The following is an 18,104-nucleotide window of genomic DNA, read 5'->3' on the forward strand; positions in this document are numbered from 1 at the left end:
AGACGTAAGCCTAATATCTACTACGGATAAAGAGGACTCTACGGTAACGTACGGACAAATAGGTGATAGCGCTACTGCTAAAGCCAACGACGTAAGCATAAATGCTACGGGACAAAAGACTCTAACGACGGGAAATATCTACGCAAACGGCGACGTAAATTTAACTACTAAATTTACGCAGGAGGGGTCAAGCGCGAGATACGCCAAAGAGACCGTATCGACCGATACTAGCGTAACAGGTGGCATAAAGGCTAGGAATTTCTCTTTAAACCATAGCGCAAATTCCGATATAACAGACGGCATTATACGAACTAACGGAAATTTAGATATCACTGGCAATCTAAACGTAAACGCTAGCGGCTATAAAACACTCAAAATGAGCGTAACGCCGATAACGGTCTTTAGCCCGATAACCGATTGGGAAAAGATCAACGTAGGCGGCGATGCTAAATTTAATATGACCGCAACCGTAGCTGGCGCCTCAGCTGAGATAGGCTATCAACCTAGTCCTAGTGTAATAACCCCTGACACAGTGGCCGTAAAAGCAAAGAGTCTAAGTATCAACGCTAACGCAGCTTCAGGTATAACAGATTCCACTCTAAAGCTAGCAAACTACGAGTCTTTAGGTGGAAACATCGACATAACGACAAATAATCAAAAAACAGTCGATATAGGCTGGCTAAGAGGATTTAATACCAATGATAACAGCAAGAAAAGCGATGTAAACATAAACCTAAATACGAACGTAGCTGATGCTAGAGTAAAGATAGGGACGCAAGACCTAACTCACGATTTTGGCATAGGCTCCGCCACCAGTACGACAGATAAAGTGGAAGTTAAAAATATAAACATAAAAGCTTACGGACAAAAAACTATAGAAACAAATAGTATCGAAAGCGTAGGCGACGTAAATATCGATATCAAGGGTAACGGGCCAGACTCCACAGCCGATTTCAAGTTTATAACGGGTCGCAATATTACGATTAACGCAAGCAACGTTAAGGAACTAAATTTAAAAACTCTCGCAGCGGACATAGAAGGCCATACTAAATTTGGCAACGTTACGATAAATACTGGAACGCACAACTATCTACAAAGTGTTACTCTTGACGGCTATATAATTGCTAAAAATATAACGCTTGAGATGTCAAATTTGACGGCGCCTATGACATTTGGAGGCGTTAGTAGCTGGAAAGTAGGAGAAAGCATAACGATCCGTTCGGGCAGTAGCGCTCCGATCACTTTTGATATGATAGATGTAGGTTGGGGTATGGATGGGGACAGAGCCAAGGACTTCGTAGCAAATCTAACAAACGTAATAACCGGTATAACGGCTTATTCCAACGATACAGTAGAGACTATCACCGTAAAAGGTGGAATAACAAATCCAGATAGCCTACTAGCGCTAGGTACGATTACGGATTTTTGGGTAGACGGGCTAAGTGCTAGCAATCTAAAAAGCATCGACCTGAGCGAATACGACAACGCAAGCGGAACTACAAGAATAACCACCATGGACGGAGCTGCCTATAACGATAACGTAACCACGGTAAAAGGCTCAAAAACCAAAGACGAGATAGAGATCGGCTCTAAAAACCTAAAACTAGTCGATAGTGGCAAGGGCGACGATAAAGTAAAATTTACGATAACCCAAACCAAAGATATAACCGTAAACCTCGGCGAAGGAAACGATACCGTCACTACTGCGGCATTAACCGCTAATAAGAAATTTGAAATCAGCGGCGGAGCGGGTAACGATACGTTTAATCTAGGAGCTTCTACGACAGATGCTAACGCTAGCAAATACGTAACGATAACCGATGCAAACAGAGGCGATAAGATAAGTCTAGGTAGCGCAGTTGCAAATTTCGTCAAGATAGATCAAAATGCCGCAAACAGCAAGACCGATCTAAAAGAAGCCATAAATGCAGCCCTAGACTCTCTAGGCTCTACCGACGCAAATACTATGTATGCAGTCTACTACAATAACGAAACATATCTAGTAAGAGATGTCGATGCTAATAAAACCGTAAGCAACGGAGACAATCTCGTAAAGCTTGCGGGATTGTCAAATTTCGACCTGCTAAACGGCAACATAATAACCGAAGGCGGCGATACGTATCTGCAAATAACCCATATGTAACATATGCACAACATACGGCCAAACCAAATCCGAAGCAGATCAGACCGATGATTTTTAACCCTGAAGCGAAAACTTCAGGGTTAAATTTAGCTCCAATTCAACCAACATCCCAATAAAACCAAATGACTTAACGGCTGTAAGCGGCGAAATTTATCTAAAAACGAGGATGGATTTATTTAAGGAAATTTAGTATGCGGCGACAAAAAAAGGCCAACGTCAAATTTAACGATGGGCTTAAAATTGACAAAAAATAAAAGCAAATACCAAAAGCGGATTTTTATAAATAAAATACCAAGCTTGGACCTAAATTTACTTAGCAAACCTAAATCCGAGCCGATAAAGTATATCAATAAGAGCAATCCATAAAAAATTAAATTTAGGCTTGCCGTGATCAGTCTAAAATCAAATGTATTACCGCGCACGCCGATTCCATTTGTCTATATCTAGAGATGACAAAACAAGAAAGCCGCTAGGTATCAAATTTTAGATACCAGCAAACAAATCTATATGATCCGCGTCCGCGCCGCACTCACGAATTTAAACATTAAACGACTTTTTGATAAACTACGCAAAATAAAATTAAAAGGAGAAAAAATGAAAATTTTACGTTTTTTAGCGGCGCTTTGTTTTGGCGCGGCGGTAGCATCGGCGGCTGGTGACGGCAAGGTAACGAGCATCGATATTTACGTGACGCCGTACTACTCGGCAAATGCCGGCAAGGCTGAACATGTAAAGGTTTACGACAAGATAGACGGGCTGCTAAAAAGCGGCACGCTAGAGGACTTTAGGAGCGCGGAAAAGATCGTGCAGGACGCTCCGCAGACGGTCACGCCAATGACTCTTTTCGTGCTTTCGGCCCGCGCTTACGACCTAGGGCTTCGCGACGAAGCGGTATTTTGGTTTTACAACGCCAAAAATCGCGCGATCTTGCTAAGGGAGGTTATAAATTTGGATGACGATAAATTTTTTGAGGTTAAAAGCGCGATAGGAGCATTTATAAAGCTAGTGGGCGACGTGGTAAATCCATACGCATTTTGCGATATCAAAAAGCAGCAAGATATCGCCACCAAATCACTTGAGTGGAGTAAGGCAAACGTTTACGAAGCTATGTTTTTACCGGAGTTTGCGTCGCCTCACGCAGATAGAAAAGCGGCTCTTGCAAAAGCAATAGAAGCTCTAGAAACACGCGCGCAAAAAGAAAAAGATTATTTTTTAAACGAGGAAAATTTAGCCAAATTTAAAGCTATGCGCAAGCAAAACAAAGCCGACGAGAGATTTTGTTTTTAAAAACCCAAAAAGCCGTTTTAGATTTTACTAAAACGGCGTAAATTTGCAAGCTATGCGTTGCAGCAGCAATCGCTCGGGTCTTTTTCTTTCGTGATCCTAGCTCTTAGGTCGTGGCGGATGATCTCGATCGACCAAAACCATATCATATGACCGACAAATTCAGACACATGCTCATACCAAGGTAGCGCCCAAAGCGGTGGCGTAAGACCCAAAATAGGCAGTGAGATCACGTGAACCGCGATGTTTGCTAGGATACCGGCTAGTACGCCTTGCCACATCGTAATCTTTGGAAATTTCTCAGCTACGATGCAGTATCCGACGGCAAAAACGATCGAAAAAATGATATGCATAAACATCACGTAGTTAAACGCATGCCCTGCAAATTCGTAGATCGCGGCATTTGGACCAGAGATACCTATGTAATCTCTTAAAAAGACATAAGGCGGATTTAAGAAATTCCTCGAGCAGTCGATCGCGTCAGCCGCTCTAATCGCGCTTTCTGGCCCGCAAGCGGCATTAAACATATCCATAGGGCTTCTTGGCGGAAGTGGAAATTCTGCTCCCCACTTAACAAAGGCTGAAACCACGCCTGCGATTAGGCCGATTAGAGCGGCTAAACCGAAACGTTCTTTAGTTTGTGAATTCATAATTACACTTTTCTAAAAAATAAGGCATGTAGCATTCTTTTTTTGCTTGAATAAATATTAATTATCTAGATTTGCATTTTAGACTGTTTTACAGTCGGTCTGGACCAAGCACGCTACCCTAAGTTAACTTTGCCATACGCGTCGCAAACATAACCAAACGATAAATTTACGACTGAGCGTAAAATTTAAATGCACTAAAATAAATCTATAAGATTCACAACCGAGCTGTACGTAAAAATTTAACATTAAACGACGTTTTGATAAACTACGCAAAATAAAATTAAAAGGAGAAAAAATGAAATTTCTACGACGGACGCTTTTTCTGGCTTTTTGCGTATTTCTTGCCTACGCAAACGCTAACGACGCGCAAAAATGGGCGAGCGAGATCACGGCGGGCAAACAGATACCTACGGGTAAATTTTTAGCCTTTTATCTCAATAAAGACGATTCAAAAAATGTAGTTTTCTCTGAAACGGTCGAAAAGATAAATTTAAATTTTGCTTACGACGAGTTTCATAAGATACCTTCCGAAAAATTTATCGCCTACTGGGTTGGAAATTTCGATTTCAAACAAGACGCGCAAAAGATGATTTTAGCCGATTTTAGCTGGGCAAATTTACGCATCGCGGTGGACGGCGAGCAGATATTCGATTCCGAAAACGCCGGAAGCAAAGCGCTTGTGCATAAATTTAATAAGGGACGCCACAAGATAGAAGTTTGGTTCGTCAACAACTGGCACACGACTAGCCTTTTAGTAGATTTTAAAGATGAACCGAAATTTCACAAACAAAGCGAAGTAGTCGCGCAACTAAAAGGTCAAAAATTTGATATCTGGCTCGCTGCCGTTTATGACAGCGACGCGCAGGATAATAAGGTAGTCGTAACGCTAGACAAATCGCAAAAACCGCTCGTGGTAATGTTAAGTTCCTATCACGCCGTGCGCTGGGAGGTATCAAATCCGCACGGCAATAGAATTTTGGCCGCACTAGTTTATAATCCAATCAGTAGTATAAATTTAAATAAAAATGTTTACTTTATGGACGAACGCATATACGACGAAGATATGGAGATAAAATGCCATTGTTCAAACGGCGGAGCGCACTTTCACTGCGAAGGCGGAGACATAAATAGCAAAAACGATCGCGTCAGAAAAGATTTCGGACAAAATTTAGGCGGTTTTAGCGGTTCCCATAACGCTATTATGCTAAATTTGCCGAGCGTTTTGATAGATGAAAGCGTATTAGCTAAGGGTGCAGAGTCAAAAAAGCTAATCGAAGCCGAGCGCGAAAAATGCCAAAAAAGCGGTAAAATAAACGACGCTTTTAAGTAGTTTAAAAGCTAAATTTTACGCCTAAAGGGTTACGGGCGAGCCAAAATACTCCAGCTCGCCTTTTTATCTATGCAAAATAGCCTTAAACTAAACATTGGTTTAAAATTATTTTGGGCACTTTATACGGTAAAATTTAATATTTATAGTCTTGATTTTAGGCTGCCGTTGCTATTTAGTCAAACATTTTACACTCCGCCTGGATTACTAAAATTTAACGAAAATCTTTGCCGCCATCGCCCACGCGGCGAGTTTAGCCTCGTCTTTTAAGCTTCCAAATATGTTTAGGATTTTTTATTTGTTTCCTTGCTCGTCAATATTTAGCCGTTGCGCTGCAAGGACAAGAATAGCCCAAGCGAGCAAATTCACCGTTAAACGGCCAAACTTCAGTCTACTTCGTCAAATTTACCGCCGCAGCCCCGCCCTACTCGCCCAGCTTCTGCGCTAATTTTTCCCAAAGCTCGCTTAGGCCTAGGATATCGTTGTGTCCGGCGTTTAGTTCGTAAATTTTATCTCCGGGCTTTAGAAATTTAAGCAACCTGCGCGAGTTATCCACGCCGATTAGCTCGTCATGCTCACCGTGAAATATCGTCACCGGCCCGCCAAAACTGCCGACAAACTCAAACGTAGGGATTTTGTATTTGATTAAAAACTTCGGCACAAAGGGCATTTTCTCCCGCGCTAGCTCCTCTAGGCTAAAATAGGGCGCGATCAAAACTAGCCGCTTAGCGCCGTATTTCTGCGCTGCGCGAGCCGCTAGCCCGCTACCCACCGAATAGCCCAGCACCGTGACCTCGCCCGCATCATACTCCCGCAAAACCGGCTCCATCATCAAGTCCGTATCCGCGTAAAGCTGCTCCTGCGAGCCTATCTCGCCGCCGCTCTTGCCGTAGCCTCGGTAGTCAAACAGATAAAAATCATAGCCCAAATCCGTAAAATGCCGCGCATACTTGCCCCAGCCTTGCAGATTGCCCGCATTACCGTGGAAAAATATCACCGCGCCGTTTTTCGCTTTTCGTTCGCCGTTCTCGTCGCTATAAATTTGCCCGCCGTCCCTACTCTGCGCTAAAAACTTAAGACCGCTTATCCACGTGCCGTTTGCGTCTAGTCTGATCTCCTCAAACGGCTGATCAAAGCTAAAATCATGGTTTGGCTCAAGCTTGCTCGGGAAAAATATCATCCGTTCCTGAAAAAAATAAAGCAGCGCCAAAACCGCAACGTATAATACGCAAAGCACGATACAAAGCCGAAAAATTACGTTCATTTTTACCTTTCAAATTTATCTGCGTCGGATTTTCTCCGCTCAAAAAATATCCTAACCCTATCGCCAAGATCGCTTCCAAATTTCTCCTGCGCCGCTAGCCTGATCTCATCCGCTAGCCGCTCGAAATAGCCATCATCGCCGAAAAGATAAATTTGCTTATAAAGCGGCAAAAGCGCGGGGAAATTTCGCCCGATGAAAGCTAAAATTTTATCCCTAAAATTTGGATAGAGATTTAGCCTATCAAACCAAATTTCATCCGCCGCGTCGCCGTAGCGGGATATGATATCAAAAACGGGCGTGATCTGCGGAAAAATCGGCGCGACGAATATATAGGTTTTCACTCCCGCGGCGCGTAGCTTTTTTATCGCCGCGATCCTTGCAGCGACGGGACTTGCTCGAGGCTCGAGCATGCGGCGCAAGCTTTCGTCTATCACGCTCAAACTCACGCCTACGCGGACGTTTGGCATGGTTTGCAGCAAATCTATATCGCGCGTCACGAGGCTTGATTTGGTTAAAATTTGCAGATTCGCATCCGAGCAGGCCAGCGTTTCAAGGACTTTTCGCGTAACTCCAAAGCGCGCCTCGTACGGGTTATAGCAGTCGGTAACCGAGCTCATAAATACGCGCTCGCCGCCGTGCGAAGCGGCAAATTTAACCAAGCTCGCCGTATCAAATTCCTTCACATCCAAAAACTCGCCCCACGCCTCCTCGTGCCCCGTGACGCCGCGCATAAACTCGGCGTAGCAGTAGATGCAGCTGTGCGGGCAGCCCACGTACGGGCTGATCGCGTAGCCGCCGCTACCGATTTTGGAGCGTGAGAGGATATTTTTGGCACGGATTTTTGCGACTTGCATTTGATTTTTGCCTTTAGTTGCTCGGATTTTAGTGGAGATTTTAGCGAAAATTTAGACTTTAAGCTAAAGCGACGCAGTTTTACCGATAAAAAGATAAATTTATCAAATCTAAGCTCGTTTTATAACCGGCCCAAATAGCACGCTACGCCTTTTTGCCGAAGTTTATACTGATTTTAAACGACTTTTTGGCAAAATCTACGATTTAAAAAGTCAAATTTAAGGAAAAATATGCTTGAAGTCAAAAATTTATTGATGAGATTTAACGCGCAGCTGCTATTTGAGGACGTAAATTTAAAGCTCACTCGCGGCAACCGCTACGGACTCATCGGCGCAAACGGCGCGGGAAAATCGACGTTTCTAAAAATCCTTGCAGGCGAGATCGAAGCAAACAGCGGCGAGATCGTGATCGAAAACGGGCTAAAAGTAGGCGTGCTAGGGCAAGATCAGTTCGCGTTTGAAAACTTTAGCGTCAAGGACGCCGTGCTATACGGCAACAAACGCCTATACGACGCGGTAAAAGAAAAAGAGCAGCTCTACATGAGCGAGGAGTTTACCGACGCTATAAACGACCGCCTAGCGCAGCTTGAGATGATAAGCGCCGAGGAGGATCCTAGCTACGAGTACGAGGTGCGTATAGAAAAAATCCTAAGCTCGCTTGGCTTTAGCGACTTTGAAAAGCCGATGAGCGAGGTCGAAAACTCGGATAAATTTAAAGTCCTACTCGCTCAAGTACTCTTTCCAAAGCCCGACATCCTTTTCCTCGACGAGCCGACCAACAACCTTGATATCGAGAGTATAAAGTGGCTGGAAAACGAGCTAAACCGCCACGAAGGCACGATGGTGCTAATCAGCCACGACCGCCACTTCTTAAACGCGGTTTGCACGCACATCCTAGACGTGGATTTTAAGAAAATCAGGCAGTTTGCGGGCAACTACGACGACTGGTACATCGCCTCGACGCTCGTAGCCAAACAGCACGAGATGGAGCGCGACAAAAAGCTAAAAGAAAAAGAGGAGCTGGAGAAATTTATCGCGCGCTTCTCCGCAAACGCGAGCAAAGCCCGCCAAGCAACCAGCCGCCAAAAGCAGCTAAACAAACTCGACATCGAGGAGATCAAGGTATCAAGCAGACGCGATCCTAGCATACTTTTCCGCATCAAACGCGACATCGGTAACGAGATCCTAGAAGTGCGCGGCGTCAGCAAAAAATACGACAAGGTTTTGTTTGAAAATTTTAGCTTCAAGCTCGAAAAGAACGACAAGGTCGCCATCATCGGCGCAAACGGCGTAGGCAAAAGCACGCTAGCTAAAATCATCATCGGCGAGGTCGCTCCAGATAGCGGCGACGTGCACGTGGGCGCGACGATAGAGCCTAGCTATTTTGCGCAGGACACGACAAATAAAATCACGGGCGAGCTAAAGCTCTACGAGTGGCTGCAAGACGAAAACAACAAAGACCTAGACGAGATCCGTAAGTGCCTAGGCCGCATGCTATTTAGCGGCGCCGAGCAGGAAAAATCGGTCGGCAGCCTAAGCGGCGGCGAGAAACACCGCCTGATGCTAAGCCGTCTGATGCTAGAGCGCGGCAATCTACTCGTGCTAGACGAGCCAAACAACCACCTGGATCTAGAAGCCATCATTGCTCTAGGCGAGGCGCTGTATAAATTCGGCGGCAACGTCATCTGCGTGAGCCACGACCGCGAGCTCATCGACGCCTTCGCCAACCGCATCATCCATCTAAAAGGAAACGGCGAAGTAGTCGATTTTAAGGGGACTTTTGAAGAATACGCCGCGATGAATGAGGGAACGACGGCTTAAATTTATATTTTTTGATTTTAGCTTTGATTTGGCGGGCAAATTTGATGCTCGCTAAATTTGAAATCAAATCCAAGCAGCAAATTTAGCTCCGTTTTACTGCTTGGATTTAAATTTTACCGCTTATCTTTTTAGCGACTATTTTTAAATTTACTCGCTAAAGCTTGCGCTACGAAAACGCCGACATATTTTTCAATTTTACTGCCGCGTATTGTTTCTTAAGAATGAGATAAATATTTCTATGATAACATTTATCCATATCATTTACTACTGCGAAAAACCAGCTAAATATAAAAGCAAATAGATGCGAGTGTAGCAGCATAAGGAGAGAATGCTAATGAATGAAGGCGTAAATAATTTACTGCAAAAAATCGATGAACTGATAGTAAATATGGTAAAAGAAGCTGGCGAGCTGGTTAAAAATTTTATTGAGCTATCAAAAAGCGACCCCAATTTTAAGGATTATTACCGCGATTTTACCGACGTCGGCGTGCAAATTTTTAAAATCCACGAAAAACTACACGCCGATTTTGCGGAACTAAAAGAGTGTGAAGGGATAAAGGCGCTAAAAGAGTATAAAGGATAAACTTCCGCCTAATTTAAATCTCTTAAATTCTTTCTTTAGGGACGAGGAAGGTTTTACTCGCAATAAGGCATAAAAAACAAAATCTAACGTTTTTGCGGTGCGGGTCTCGGTGTGTAAAATTTGAAGCCGAAATTTACAAATTTGACTTCAAATTTGAACCCAAAACAATAAGGCGAAGTATCGTGAGATGATTTTAAATGTTTTGAAGTAAATTTCGTCCCAAGGCTAGACATATAGTCTGTCGCAGGGCGAAATTTACGAAATCATTTAAAAGTACTCGCGAGACAAGCCGCTACTTTTTAGAATACTGCGCGTCGAGGTAAGGAATCAAATACCCATACCCCTGCTTCTCCATCTCCTCTTTTGGCACAAACCTCAGCGCAGCGCCGTTTATGCAGTATCTTAGCCCTCCTTTGTCGCTCGGACCGTCGTCAAATACATGCCCCAAATGCGAATCCGACATCGCGGTTTTGACCTCGGTGCGTACCATACCGTACGATAGATCGGACTTTTCGGCGATCAGGCTAGCATCTATCGGCTTCGTAAAGCTCGGCCACCCGCAGCCAGCGTCAAATTTATCGTACGAGCTAAAAAGCGGCTGACCGTTTGTGATATCGACGTAGATACCGATGCGCTCCTCGTCGTTTAGCTCGCTGCTGTGCGGACGCTCGGTCGCTGCGTGCTTTACGACGTCGTAGGATATGGCGCTGAGCTCATTTTTTAGCGCCGCGTCGTCTTTATTTTTATAGTTTTGCAGATTTTGCTTCATATCGCGCTTTTTGTCGCTCAAAATTTCGCCCTTTTTAGGCAGGCTCTCAAAGGTCACGTGGCAGTAGCCGTGCGGGTTTTTGTCCAGATAGTCCTGATGATACTCCTCGGCTTTATAGATATTTTCTAGCGGTGCGACCTCCGTCACGATGGGCGCTTTGTAGTTTTTTTGCTGCTCGGAGATAAAGGCTCTGATCGCCGGCTCGTCGGCCGCATCGGTGTAGTAAATGCCCGTACGGTACTGCGTGCCGCGGTCGCCGCCTTGCTTGTTTAGGCTGGTGGGATCGATGGTGTTAAAGTAAAATTTGAGCAAATGCGGCAGGTCGATCACGTACTCGTCGTATTCGACCCAGACGGCCTCGGCGGCGTTCGTATCGCCCGTGCAGACCTGCTCGTAGCTAGGATTTGGCACCCTTGAGTTTGCGTAGCCCGTGTAGGTGCTAACCACGCCCGGAAGCTGCTTTAGATAGGCCTCCGTGCCCCAAAAGCACCCGCCCGCTAGCACGATCGTTTTATTCGCGACCGCAGGCTCTTTTGTTTCATGTTTCATCTGTTCTCCTTGTAAATTTAAAAATATACCTAAAAATAGCGCTAAAGCGCCGACTATTCCTGCTGTTTTTAACGTTTTGCCAAGCATTTTCGCTCCTTTTGGCTTAAATTTAGAATAAATTTGATTCGGGCAAATTTGACTTCAAATTTGACGGTTTTGCATTTTACGCACCGAGACCCGCATCTTGAAACTGCTAAATTTGGTTTGGTTAAATTTAGCGTTGTACATTAAATTTAATCTTTCTTATTAAGGGGGGAAGGGGCTTGAATTACGAGGTCGCTCCCTTCCCCCTTAACAATCCCCCAACCCCTACGACGTGAGAGGTTGCTGCGCTACGTGCAGGTTTAAATTTGACGCTTACGCGTCGCAGGTTTAAATTTAGCACTTTCGCGGTACGGGTCTCGGCGAGTAAAATATTTGACTTCAAATTTGAACATAAAACGATAAGGCGAAGTATCGTGAGATGATTTTGAGAGTTGTGTAGAAATTTTAAGTCAAGGCTAGACAAGTAGTCTGCCACAGACTTAAAATTTCAAATCTCTCTCAAAAGCACTCACGAGACGAGCCTTAGCCAAAATCAGCGAAATTATAACCGCCCACTCTAAACCCAACGTGAATTTCGCCTCTTGATTTACCCTTTCGCGGCTAACGGCAAGGCGTAAAATTTAAACCCCTCTTGCTCAAACCCACTCGCAAATACCTGAAATTCGTCAAATTCGGCGTTGTTAAACTCCGCTCGCCAGATCGCGCCCCCCTCGTTAAATTCGCGCTCAAAGCTCAAATTTCTCTTTTCAAAATAGTGCTCAAAGCGCGAGCCCAGCGCGTACGGCGTAAAAAACACGCAAAGCGATTTTATCTCAAATTTAGCTAGCGCGCCGCAACCCTCAGCCTCCTCTATCGCCGCATTTACCGCCGCGCCGTAAGCTCGCACGAGTCCGCCCGTGCCTAGTTTTATCCCGCCAAAATACCGAACGATGAGCGCGCCTGCGTTTACGAGCTGGGCGCCTCTAAGCGCGTTTAGCGAGGGCTGCCCGCTCGTGCCCTTTGGCTCGCCGTCGTCGCTTTGATTTTCCACTATCTGGCCGTAGCCGTTTCGCTCGCGCAGCGCCCACACGACGTGCGCGGCCTTTGGATGTTCGGCCTTTAGGCGCTCGTGCAAGGCCTTAAACTCCGAAATAGGACACAAAAAGCATAAAAACGTCGATTTTTTGGCTTCAGTTTTGGTCGATACGACCCGCAAAACCGTTTGCAATTTTCTCCTTTAAATAAAGCCCGATTTTAGCGAAATTTTAAAAATATTCTTATAAAATGGCGGCTAAAATGAAATAAGCTCTCAAAAAAGAATGAAAATGTTTAAAAAAATCTCAAAAAAAATGCTTTGGCAAATCATCGCCATGATCGTTTCCAGCGCCGTTTTTAGCGGCTCAGGGATCTTGATACTAGCCTTTATCAACAAATACCTCTTAAATTTAAAAGAACAAGACGCTCAAATTTTACTTGCGTTTTTCGCGCTTTTGATTTTGTTTTTGGGCTTTTCGGTGCTCTCGCGCATCGCTCTTAGCGTGATCGGCAACGACTTTGTCTACGAGCTGCGAGCCAAAACGATAAAAAGGATCCTAGATACCGCAAACCAAAAAATCGTAGCCGCGGGCAAGTCAAATTTGATCGCCTCGCTCTCAAGCGACGTACGCAGCCTAACCGACGGCTTTATGCAGGTGCCAAGCATCATCCAAGGCGTACTCATCATCGGCGCGACGGGTGCTTACGTGCTTTATATCTCGGCCGAGATTTTCGTGTTTTTGGTGCTTTGGATGAGCGCGGCGACATGGATTTGCCGATACTTCATCAAGAATATCCACAAATACTACGAACAATGCCGTAACGGCGAGGATGCGCTATATCGCGACTACCAGACCTGCATCGAGGGGCATAGGGAGCTTAGCTTAAATTTAGCCCGCGCGAAGCGGCTTTTTTGGGACCGCTTTATCCCAAACGCAAAAAGCCTGCGCGAAAATATCGTAAAAGCCGAGATCCATCAATCCTTTATGAGCAACTGGCTAAACACCGTGATGCTAGGCGCCGTGGGCATCGAGATATATTTTTGCCTAGCCTACGACGCCGCGAGCCTGCAAGACGCGATCACGGTTGCGCTAGCGATACTTTTTTTGCGAGCGCCCCTCATGATGCTGCTTTACTCGGTGCCTAGCGTATTTCGTGCGCGCATCGCGTACGAGCGGCTAAAAAAGCTAGACCTAGCGCCATTTGAGCCCGAGTTTGAGCTAGGCGAGACGGCTCCGCAAATTTGGCAAAAACTGCGCCTAAAAGATATAAATTTCGCCTACGACGAGGGGAGCGAATTTGCGCTAAAAGATATAAATTTAGAGATTAGTCGCGGCGAGACGGTATTTTTGATCGGCAAAAACGGCAGCGGCAAAAGCACGCTATTTATGATCCTAGCGGGGCTTTTAGCGCCAAAAAGCGGCGAGATGTTCGCAGATGACGTCAGAATCACCGAGTCAAATTTAAAAAGCTACGCAAATACGATCAGCGCGGTGTTTAGCGACTTTTATCTCTTTGACGAGGTTATGAGCGACGATGGGGCGCTGATAGAGGGGCTACTAAAAAAGATGTCGATAGAAAATAAAGTAAGCGTCAAGGATGGGATTTTTAGCACGCTAAATCTCTCCCAAGGCCAGAAAAAGCGCCTCGCTATGGTCGCGGCGCTGCTTGAAAAGCGCAAATTTTTGATCCTTGACGAGTGGGCGGCCGATCAAGACCCAGAGTTTAGGCGGCATTTTTACACGGAGTTTTTGCCGGGGCTTAAGGCGCAAGGTTACACCGTTTTTGCGATCAGTCACGACGATGCGTATTTTGACGCGGCGGATAAAATTTACGAGATACGAAACGGGCAAATCGTGCTCGTTAAGGGCTAAAATTCAGCTAAAAACGGTTAAAATAACAAATATCATTTTTAGCTAAGGAGATAATATGAAGCTGGACGAAGAAGCAAGAGAAGCCAAAGAGATGGCGCTAGGAATGATGAACGATAACTTCATCGGCCTTACAGAGGATATGTGCGCGAAATTTGGCGGCTTTACGAACCCGCAAAACGTCAAAATGACCGATATCACCGAGGACGGCATGCATATCGCCTGCGACGAGGGCGATGTGTTCGTACCGTTTGAGAAAAAAGCCGAACTAACGGTCGAGAGCCTGCGCGACGAGGTCATAAACGTCGTAAACAGCATGGAGGGCTGAATCCTCCCTTGCGCCTCTTTAGCTGGAGCGCAAATTTACCGCGCCTGCTTGCTTTTATATCAAATTTAACTCTCAAATTTTACTCCACTTCAAATTTATTTTAAAACCTTTCAAATTCAGCTTTTAAATTTCACGATTTAAACGCGCAATATACTCCTTAAAATTAAATCTAAAATCTTGCGAATGTCGCTATAATCGTAAATCAAAATTATAAGAATTGATTTTTATTATTAATTAATACCAAAAATAGTAGAACAACGAAACTTTTTATCATTATTAACTATGATAAAACCAAAGGGAGTTAAAATGAGCAAAAAAAGATTAGGCGCGCAAGGCGGTAAATTTATACTTTTGTCGCTAGCCGCAGCCGCGAGCCTAAACGCGCAAACCCAAAACGTCACGCTAGATGCCGCCATAGTAACGGCGACGGGTTTTGAAAGCGCGCTAAAAGAAGAGACTAGAAATATATTCGTCGTAACCAAAGCGGACGTCGAGGCCTACGGCTACCGCTCGGTAAAAGAGCTCGTAGAAAAGATCCCTAGCGTCGATTTCGTCAGTACCTCAAGCCTAGGCGAAAACATAGATATGCGCGGAGACGGCGCGATGCCGACTATGGCCGTAAAAGTTATGCTAAACGGAGTGCCGATAAATATGGTCGATGCAGCGCACGGCATCATACCCCGCTTGAGATGATCGCGATCGAGGACATCGAGCAGGTCGAAGTGATGCCAGGAGGCGGAGCCGTACTATACGGCAGCGGCACTAGAGGCGGCGTGGTAAATATCATCACCAAGCAAAAGCCACGAGATTTTTTCGCAAACGTGAGCTCCAAGATAGGCTCGTATAGCTACCGCGACGCCGCAGCCACCGTCGGCGGAAACGTGAGTGAGGATCTGTTTTTAAAATTTAGCGGCAAAGCGTTCGGTCAAAAAGGCTACAGACACGACTACAAGGAGCGCGGATACTACCTAAGCGGCGGGCTAAACTACAAATTTAACGACTCTCACTCGCTAAATTTGACGCCTAGCGTATTTAAATCAAAAAGAAACGATCCAGGCACCCTAACCCAAGATCAAGTTTCGCAAAACCGCAGACAAAACGCAAATAACGGCCTAACAAAACTCTTTGAAAACGAGAAAATCGACGTTAGCGCCGTATACGAGGGGAAATTTAACGACTTTTATTCGGTAAATTTGATGCCGTATTATCAAAAAATAAAAATCAAAACCTCCTCGACCGAGTCGGCTCGCGGCGTGCGCTATCCGTCGCAAGGACTTTTTGGCGATAAAAAATACGGCGTAAATTTTAAGAACAAGCTCGACTACGGCAGCGGCGAGTTTATCTTTGGCTACGACTACGAGCAAAACAAAGGCGAGAGAGAGTCGCACTACGAGGTAAAAACATCACCCGTGATAAGCCTAAAGCACGACACGACGCTAGATCTACAAAAGACCACTCACGCGCTTTATTTTATGGAAAAGCATAAATTTACGCAGGTTTTTGATCTAAGCTTTGGGTATAGATTCGAGCGCGCGCAGTACGAAGCCAGCAGAGTTTCAGATATGAAGGGCTTTAGAAACGGCATACCTTTCCCTCCGATGACCAGCTACAACGCCATAAGCGACGGCAGAGATATCGACAACCACGCGTTTGAGTTTACGCCAAATTTCAGATACTCCGACACCGGAAACGTATATTTTAAATTTGAGCGCGGCTACATCTCACCCTCGCCTTCTCAGCTAACCGATAAAGATCAGATCACTAAACAGTACAAATTTAACGACCTAAAATCGGAAAAATTTAACACCTACGAGATCGGACTAAAAGATCACGTCGCAAGCATGCCGGTAAACGCTACCGTGTTTTTAACCGACACTAGCGACGAGATAGCCTATGCCGAGCTCGGGGCCAACCACGGAGACGCTTGGAAATACTATAACATCGCAAAAACTAGACGCTACGGATTTGAGTTTTTTAGCAGGCAAAATCTCTTTGATAGGCTGATTTTAAGCCAGTCCTACGCCTACATAAACGCCACGATCAAAAAAGGCGATAACGCCGGCAAAGAGGTGCCCTACGTCTCAAAACACAAATTTATATTCGGCGCGGACTACGAGATCGTGAGCGACTTGCAAGTGTTTGCGGACTATAAATTTTACTCAAAGAAAAAGGACGTAAACTACGACAATATCTCCTCTCGCAGCATCGTGGACGCAGGCGTTTCGTATAAATTTAAAAACGGATTTGGCATAACAGGGGGCGTAAAAAATCTCTTTAACAAAAAATACTATGACTACCAAGGCAAAAACAACCAAACCGGTATCTACGAGTATAGCCCGGCAAACGAGAGAAACTATTACGTAGAGTTTAAGTACACCTACTAAAACCGCTAAATTTAGGGCTCTGTACCCTAAATTTGCCTTTTTGGGCACTACGTTTTTCTGCAAAACGTTATTTGGATTTTGTTATCTAACGCTATGAAATCTTGCCGAATTTTATTACCGATTAATGATAGCGGCGGTATAATAAACCGCTTTTGATAATTAATATTAGGATTAAAATGTTTGAGTATATAGAAGTCGGCGGTATATTTATGTGGCCGATATTTTGCCTCTCGGTGCTCGGTATCGCGGTGCTTCTTGAAAAGGGAGCGTATTTTTTATTTACCGAGATAGACGCGACTAGTTCGTTTAAGATCAAGCTTTGCAATCTCATTTTAGAAGGCGACTACGGAAAAATCAAAGAATTTTGTAAAAGCTACAAAAACTCGCTTGCTAAAACCGCGCTTTTCGTCGTGGAAAATTTAGGCGAAGGCGCTAGCAAAACGCAGATCGACTACATCGCCGAGGAGGCCGTATCCATGCAGCTAACCTCGCTTGAGCGGCGCACGTGGATACTGGGGCTTTGCGCGAGCGCGAGCCCGCAGCTAGGGCTACTGGGCACGATAGTTGGTATGATAAAGGCCTTTAGCGGACTTAGCGGCGGAGTAGACGCTCCGCTCGTAGCAGTCGGTATCTCCGAGGCGCTTTATACGACGGCTTTTGGGCTTATAGTGGCGATTCCTTGCGTGATATTTTTTCTCATGATTAGCAAGAAAATAGATTTCATCCTAAACGACCTAAACCGCATTATGAGCCTGTTTGGTCGCAGTTTTGAAAGGAGAAGCTGTGAAGTATGTCCGCAGAGATAAGACCAGATACGCCGGCATCTCGATGTTAAATTTGATCGACGTGATATTCGTGCTTTTGCTATTTTTTATGGTTACGACCTCTTTTAACAAATTTGCCCACATCGACATCGCCCTGCCCCAAAGCGCGTCAAATTTGGACGAAAAAGATACCAAAAACGTCGAGGTTTTTTATCTGCTTAGCGGCGAAGTGCTTTTAAGCGTAGGCGGCGAGCAAAAGAGCCTAAATTTAAATTTAGCAGATCTTGGCGCGCAAATCGCAAATTTAACCCCAAAGCAAAAAGAGAGCGTCAAACTAAACGCCGATGAAGCGATAAACTACGGCGAGGTCGTAAATTTGATCTCTATTTTAAAAGATAACGGCACGCAAAATGTCGAGCTAAACATCAAGAAAAAGCCCAAAGGATAGAAAATGAAC

General features: G+C 45.0%; 16 protein-coding genes. 11 read left to right on the forward strand and 5 right to left on the reverse strand.

The features are described 5' to 3' along the window. Both Q0386_RS07895 and Q0386_RS07900 read left to right on the forward strand, forming a co-directional pair. Nucleotides 1-2,143: hypothetical protein (locus Q0386_RS07895; RefSeq protein WP_299029473.1), on the forward strand; the 2,143-nt coding region annotated here is incomplete at its 5' end. Nucleotides 2,144-2,737: 594 nt separating this feature from the next. Further along, the gene (locus Q0386_RS07900) at nt 2,738-3,430 is read left to right on the forward strand and encodes a cytochrome-c oxidase (RefSeq protein WP_299029476.1); all 693 of its coding nucleotides are present in this window, start codon (nt 2,738-2,740) and stop codon (nt 3,428-3,430) included. A 50-nt stretch (nt 3,431-3,480) separates the two neighbouring features. Here Q0386_RS07900 and Q0386_RS07905 read toward each other — a convergent pair whose 3' ends face one another. Continuing rightward, the gene (locus tag Q0386_RS07905; protein ID WP_299029478.1) at nt 3,481-4,077 is read right to left on the reverse strand and encodes a DUF1440 domain-containing protein; all 597 of its coding nucleotides are present in this window, start codon (nt 4,075-4,077) and stop codon (nt 3,481-3,483) included. 295 nt (nt 4,078-4,372) lie between these two features. Between Q0386_RS07905 and Q0386_RS07910 the strand changes: the two genes are divergently transcribed. Continuing rightward, entirely contained in the window at nt 4,373-5,407 is a 1,035-nt protein-coding gene (locus Q0386_RS07910) for a hypothetical protein (RefSeq protein WP_299029481.1), read from the forward strand. A gap of 421 nt (nt 5,408-5,828) precedes the next feature. Here Q0386_RS07910 and Q0386_RS07915 read toward each other — a convergent pair whose 3' ends face one another. Together Q0386_RS07915 and Q0386_RS07920 are read right to left on the reverse strand one after the other, a co-directional pair. Next, nucleotides 5,829-6,668 (reverse strand): alpha/beta fold hydrolase, encoded by an 840-nt coding sequence (locus tag Q0386_RS07915; RefSeq protein WP_299029484.1) that lies wholly within the window; start codon nt 6,666-6,668, stop codon nt 5,829-5,831. A gap of 2 nt (nt 6,669-6,670) precedes the next feature. Then, on the reverse strand, nt 6,671-7,522 hold the full coding sequence (locus Q0386_RS07920; RefSeq protein ID WP_299029487.1) for a radical SAM protein: 852 nt from the start codon (nt 7,520-7,522) through the stop codon (nt 6,671-6,673). Between the two features lie 228 nt (nt 7,523-7,750). Here Q0386_RS07920 and Q0386_RS07925 point away from each other — a divergent pair, with 228 nt between their 5' ends. Beyond that, a complete protein-coding gene (locus tag Q0386_RS07925; protein WP_299029489.1) occupies nt 7,751-9,340 on the forward strand; it encodes an ABC-F family ATP-binding cassette domain-containing protein in 1,590 nt (529 codons plus the stop codon). A 328-nt stretch (nt 9,341-9,668) separates the two neighbouring features. Further along, nucleotides 9,669-9,923 (forward strand): chemotaxis protein, encoded by a 255-nt coding sequence (locus Q0386_RS07930; RefSeq protein ID WP_299029492.1) that lies wholly within the window; start codon nt 9,669-9,671, stop codon nt 9,921-9,923. A gap of 292 nt (nt 9,924-10,215) precedes the next feature. Here Q0386_RS07930 and msrA read toward each other — a convergent pair whose 3' ends face one another. Together msrA and Q0386_RS07940 are read right to left on the reverse strand one after the other, a co-directional pair. After that, nucleotides 10,216-11,328, reverse strand: coding sequence for a peptide-methionine (S)-S-oxide reductase MsrA (msrA, locus tag Q0386_RS07935; protein ID WP_299029495.1), 1,113 nt, complete (start codon nt 11,326-11,328; stop codon nt 10,216-10,218). Between the two features lie 544 nt (nt 11,329-11,872). Beyond that, on the reverse strand, nt 11,873-12,493 hold the full coding sequence (locus Q0386_RS07940) for a YigZ family protein (RefSeq protein ID WP_299029498.1): 621 nt from the start codon (nt 12,491-12,493) through the stop codon (nt 11,873-11,875). Nucleotides 12,494-12,590: 97 nt separating this feature from the next. On the opposite strand from Q0386_RS07940, the gene Q0386_RS07945 reads away from it, so the two are divergent. The 6 genes from Q0386_RS07945 (at nt 12,591) to Q0386_RS07970 (ending at nt 18,095) form a co-directional block, all read left to right on the forward strand. Beyond that, nucleotides 12,591-14,174 carry a cyclic peptide export ABC transporter gene (locus tag Q0386_RS07945; RefSeq protein ID WP_299029501.1) on the forward strand — a complete coding sequence of 528 codons (1,584 nt, stop codon included), beginning with the start codon at nt 12,591-12,593 and terminating at the stop codon, nt 14,172-14,174. Between the two features lie 55 nt (nt 14,175-14,229). Continuing rightward, complete coding sequence (locus Q0386_RS07950; protein WP_299029504.1) at nt 14,230-14,499, forward strand: DUF2470 domain-containing protein; 270 nt, start codon at nt 14,230-14,232, stop codon at nt 14,497-14,499. 306 nt (nt 14,500-14,805) lie between these two features. Beyond that, on the forward strand, nt 14,806-15,192 hold the full coding sequence (locus Q0386_RS07955; RefSeq protein WP_299029507.1) for a TonB-dependent receptor plug domain-containing protein: 387 nt from the start codon (nt 14,806-14,808) through the stop codon (nt 15,190-15,192). After that, complete coding sequence (locus tag Q0386_RS07960; protein ID WP_299029509.1) at nt 15,189-16,883, forward strand: TonB-dependent receptor; 1,695 nt, start codon at nt 15,189-15,191, stop codon at nt 16,881-16,883. The genes Q0386_RS07955 and Q0386_RS07960 overlap by 4 nt, the downstream gene beginning before the upstream one ends. 176 nt (nt 16,884-17,059) lie before the next feature. After that, the gene (locus tag Q0386_RS07965) at nt 17,060-17,689 is read left to right on the forward strand and encodes a MotA/TolQ/ExbB proton channel family protein (protein WP_299029512.1); all 630 of its coding nucleotides are present in this window, start codon (nt 17,060-17,062) and stop codon (nt 17,687-17,689) included. Then, entirely contained in the window at nt 17,667-18,095 is a 429-nt protein-coding gene (locus Q0386_RS07970) for a biopolymer transporter ExbD (protein ID WP_299029514.1), read from the forward strand. The genes Q0386_RS07965 and Q0386_RS07970 overlap by 23 nt, the downstream gene beginning before the upstream one ends. Nucleotides 18,096-18,104 lie beyond the last annotated feature (9 nt).

The organism is uncultured Campylobacter sp., assembly GCF_938045625.1.
In the GTDB taxonomy this organism is placed as follows: domain Bacteria; phylum Campylobacterota; class Campylobacteria; order Campylobacterales; family Campylobacteraceae; genus Campylobacter_A.

Excerpts from the sequence above, each read along its gene's own strand:
- Q0386_RS07930 (WP_299029492.1), top strand. The coding sequence starts at position 9,669 with ATGCTAATGAATGAAGGCGTAAATAATTTACTGCAAAAAATCGATGAA.
- Q0386_RS07900 (WP_299029476.1), top strand. The coding sequence starts at position 2,738 with ATGAAAATTTTACGTTTTTTAGCGGCGCTTTGTTTTGGCGCGGCGGTA.
- Q0386_RS07910 (WP_299029481.1), top strand. The coding sequence starts at position 4,373 with ATGAAATTTCTACGACGGACGCTTTTTCTGGCTTTTTGCGTATTTCTT.
- Q0386_RS07965 (WP_299029512.1), top strand. The coding sequence starts at position 17,060 with ATGTTTGAGTATATAGAAGTCGGCGGTATATTTATGTGGCCGATATTT.
- Q0386_RS07945 (WP_299029501.1), top strand. The coding sequence starts at position 12,591 with ATGTTTAAAAAAATCTCAAAAAAAATGCTTTGGCAAATCATCGCCATG.
- Q0386_RS07950 (WP_299029504.1), top strand. The coding sequence starts at position 14,230 with ATGAAGCTGGACGAAGAAGCAAGAGAAGCCAAAGAGATGGCGCTAGGA.
- Q0386_RS07920 (WP_299029487.1), bottom strand. The coding sequence starts at position 7,522 with ATGCAAGTCGCAAAAATCCGTGCCAAAAATATCCTCTCACGCTCCAAA.
- Q0386_RS07915 (WP_299029484.1), bottom strand. The coding sequence starts at position 6,668 with ATGAACGTAATTTTTCGGCTTTGTATCGTGCTTTGCGTATTATACGTT.
- Q0386_RS07905 (WP_299029478.1), bottom strand. The coding sequence starts at position 4,077 with ATGAATTCACAAACTAAAGAACGTTTCGGTTTAGCCGCTCTAATCGGC.
- Q0386_RS07955 (WP_299029507.1), top strand. The coding sequence starts at position 14,806 with ATGAGCAAAAAAAGATTAGGCGCGCAAGGCGGTAAATTTATACTTTTG.
- Q0386_RS07960 (WP_299029509.1), top strand. The coding sequence starts at position 15,189 with ATGATCGCGATCGAGGACATCGAGCAGGTCGAAGTGATGCCAGGAGGC.
- Q0386_RS07925 (WP_299029489.1), top strand. The coding sequence starts at position 7,751 with ATGCTTGAAGTCAAAAATTTATTGATGAGATTTAACGCGCAGCTGCTA.
- msrA (WP_299029495.1), bottom strand. The coding sequence starts at position 11,328 with ATGCTTGGCAAAACGTTAAAAACAGCAGGAATAGTCGGCGCTTTAGCG.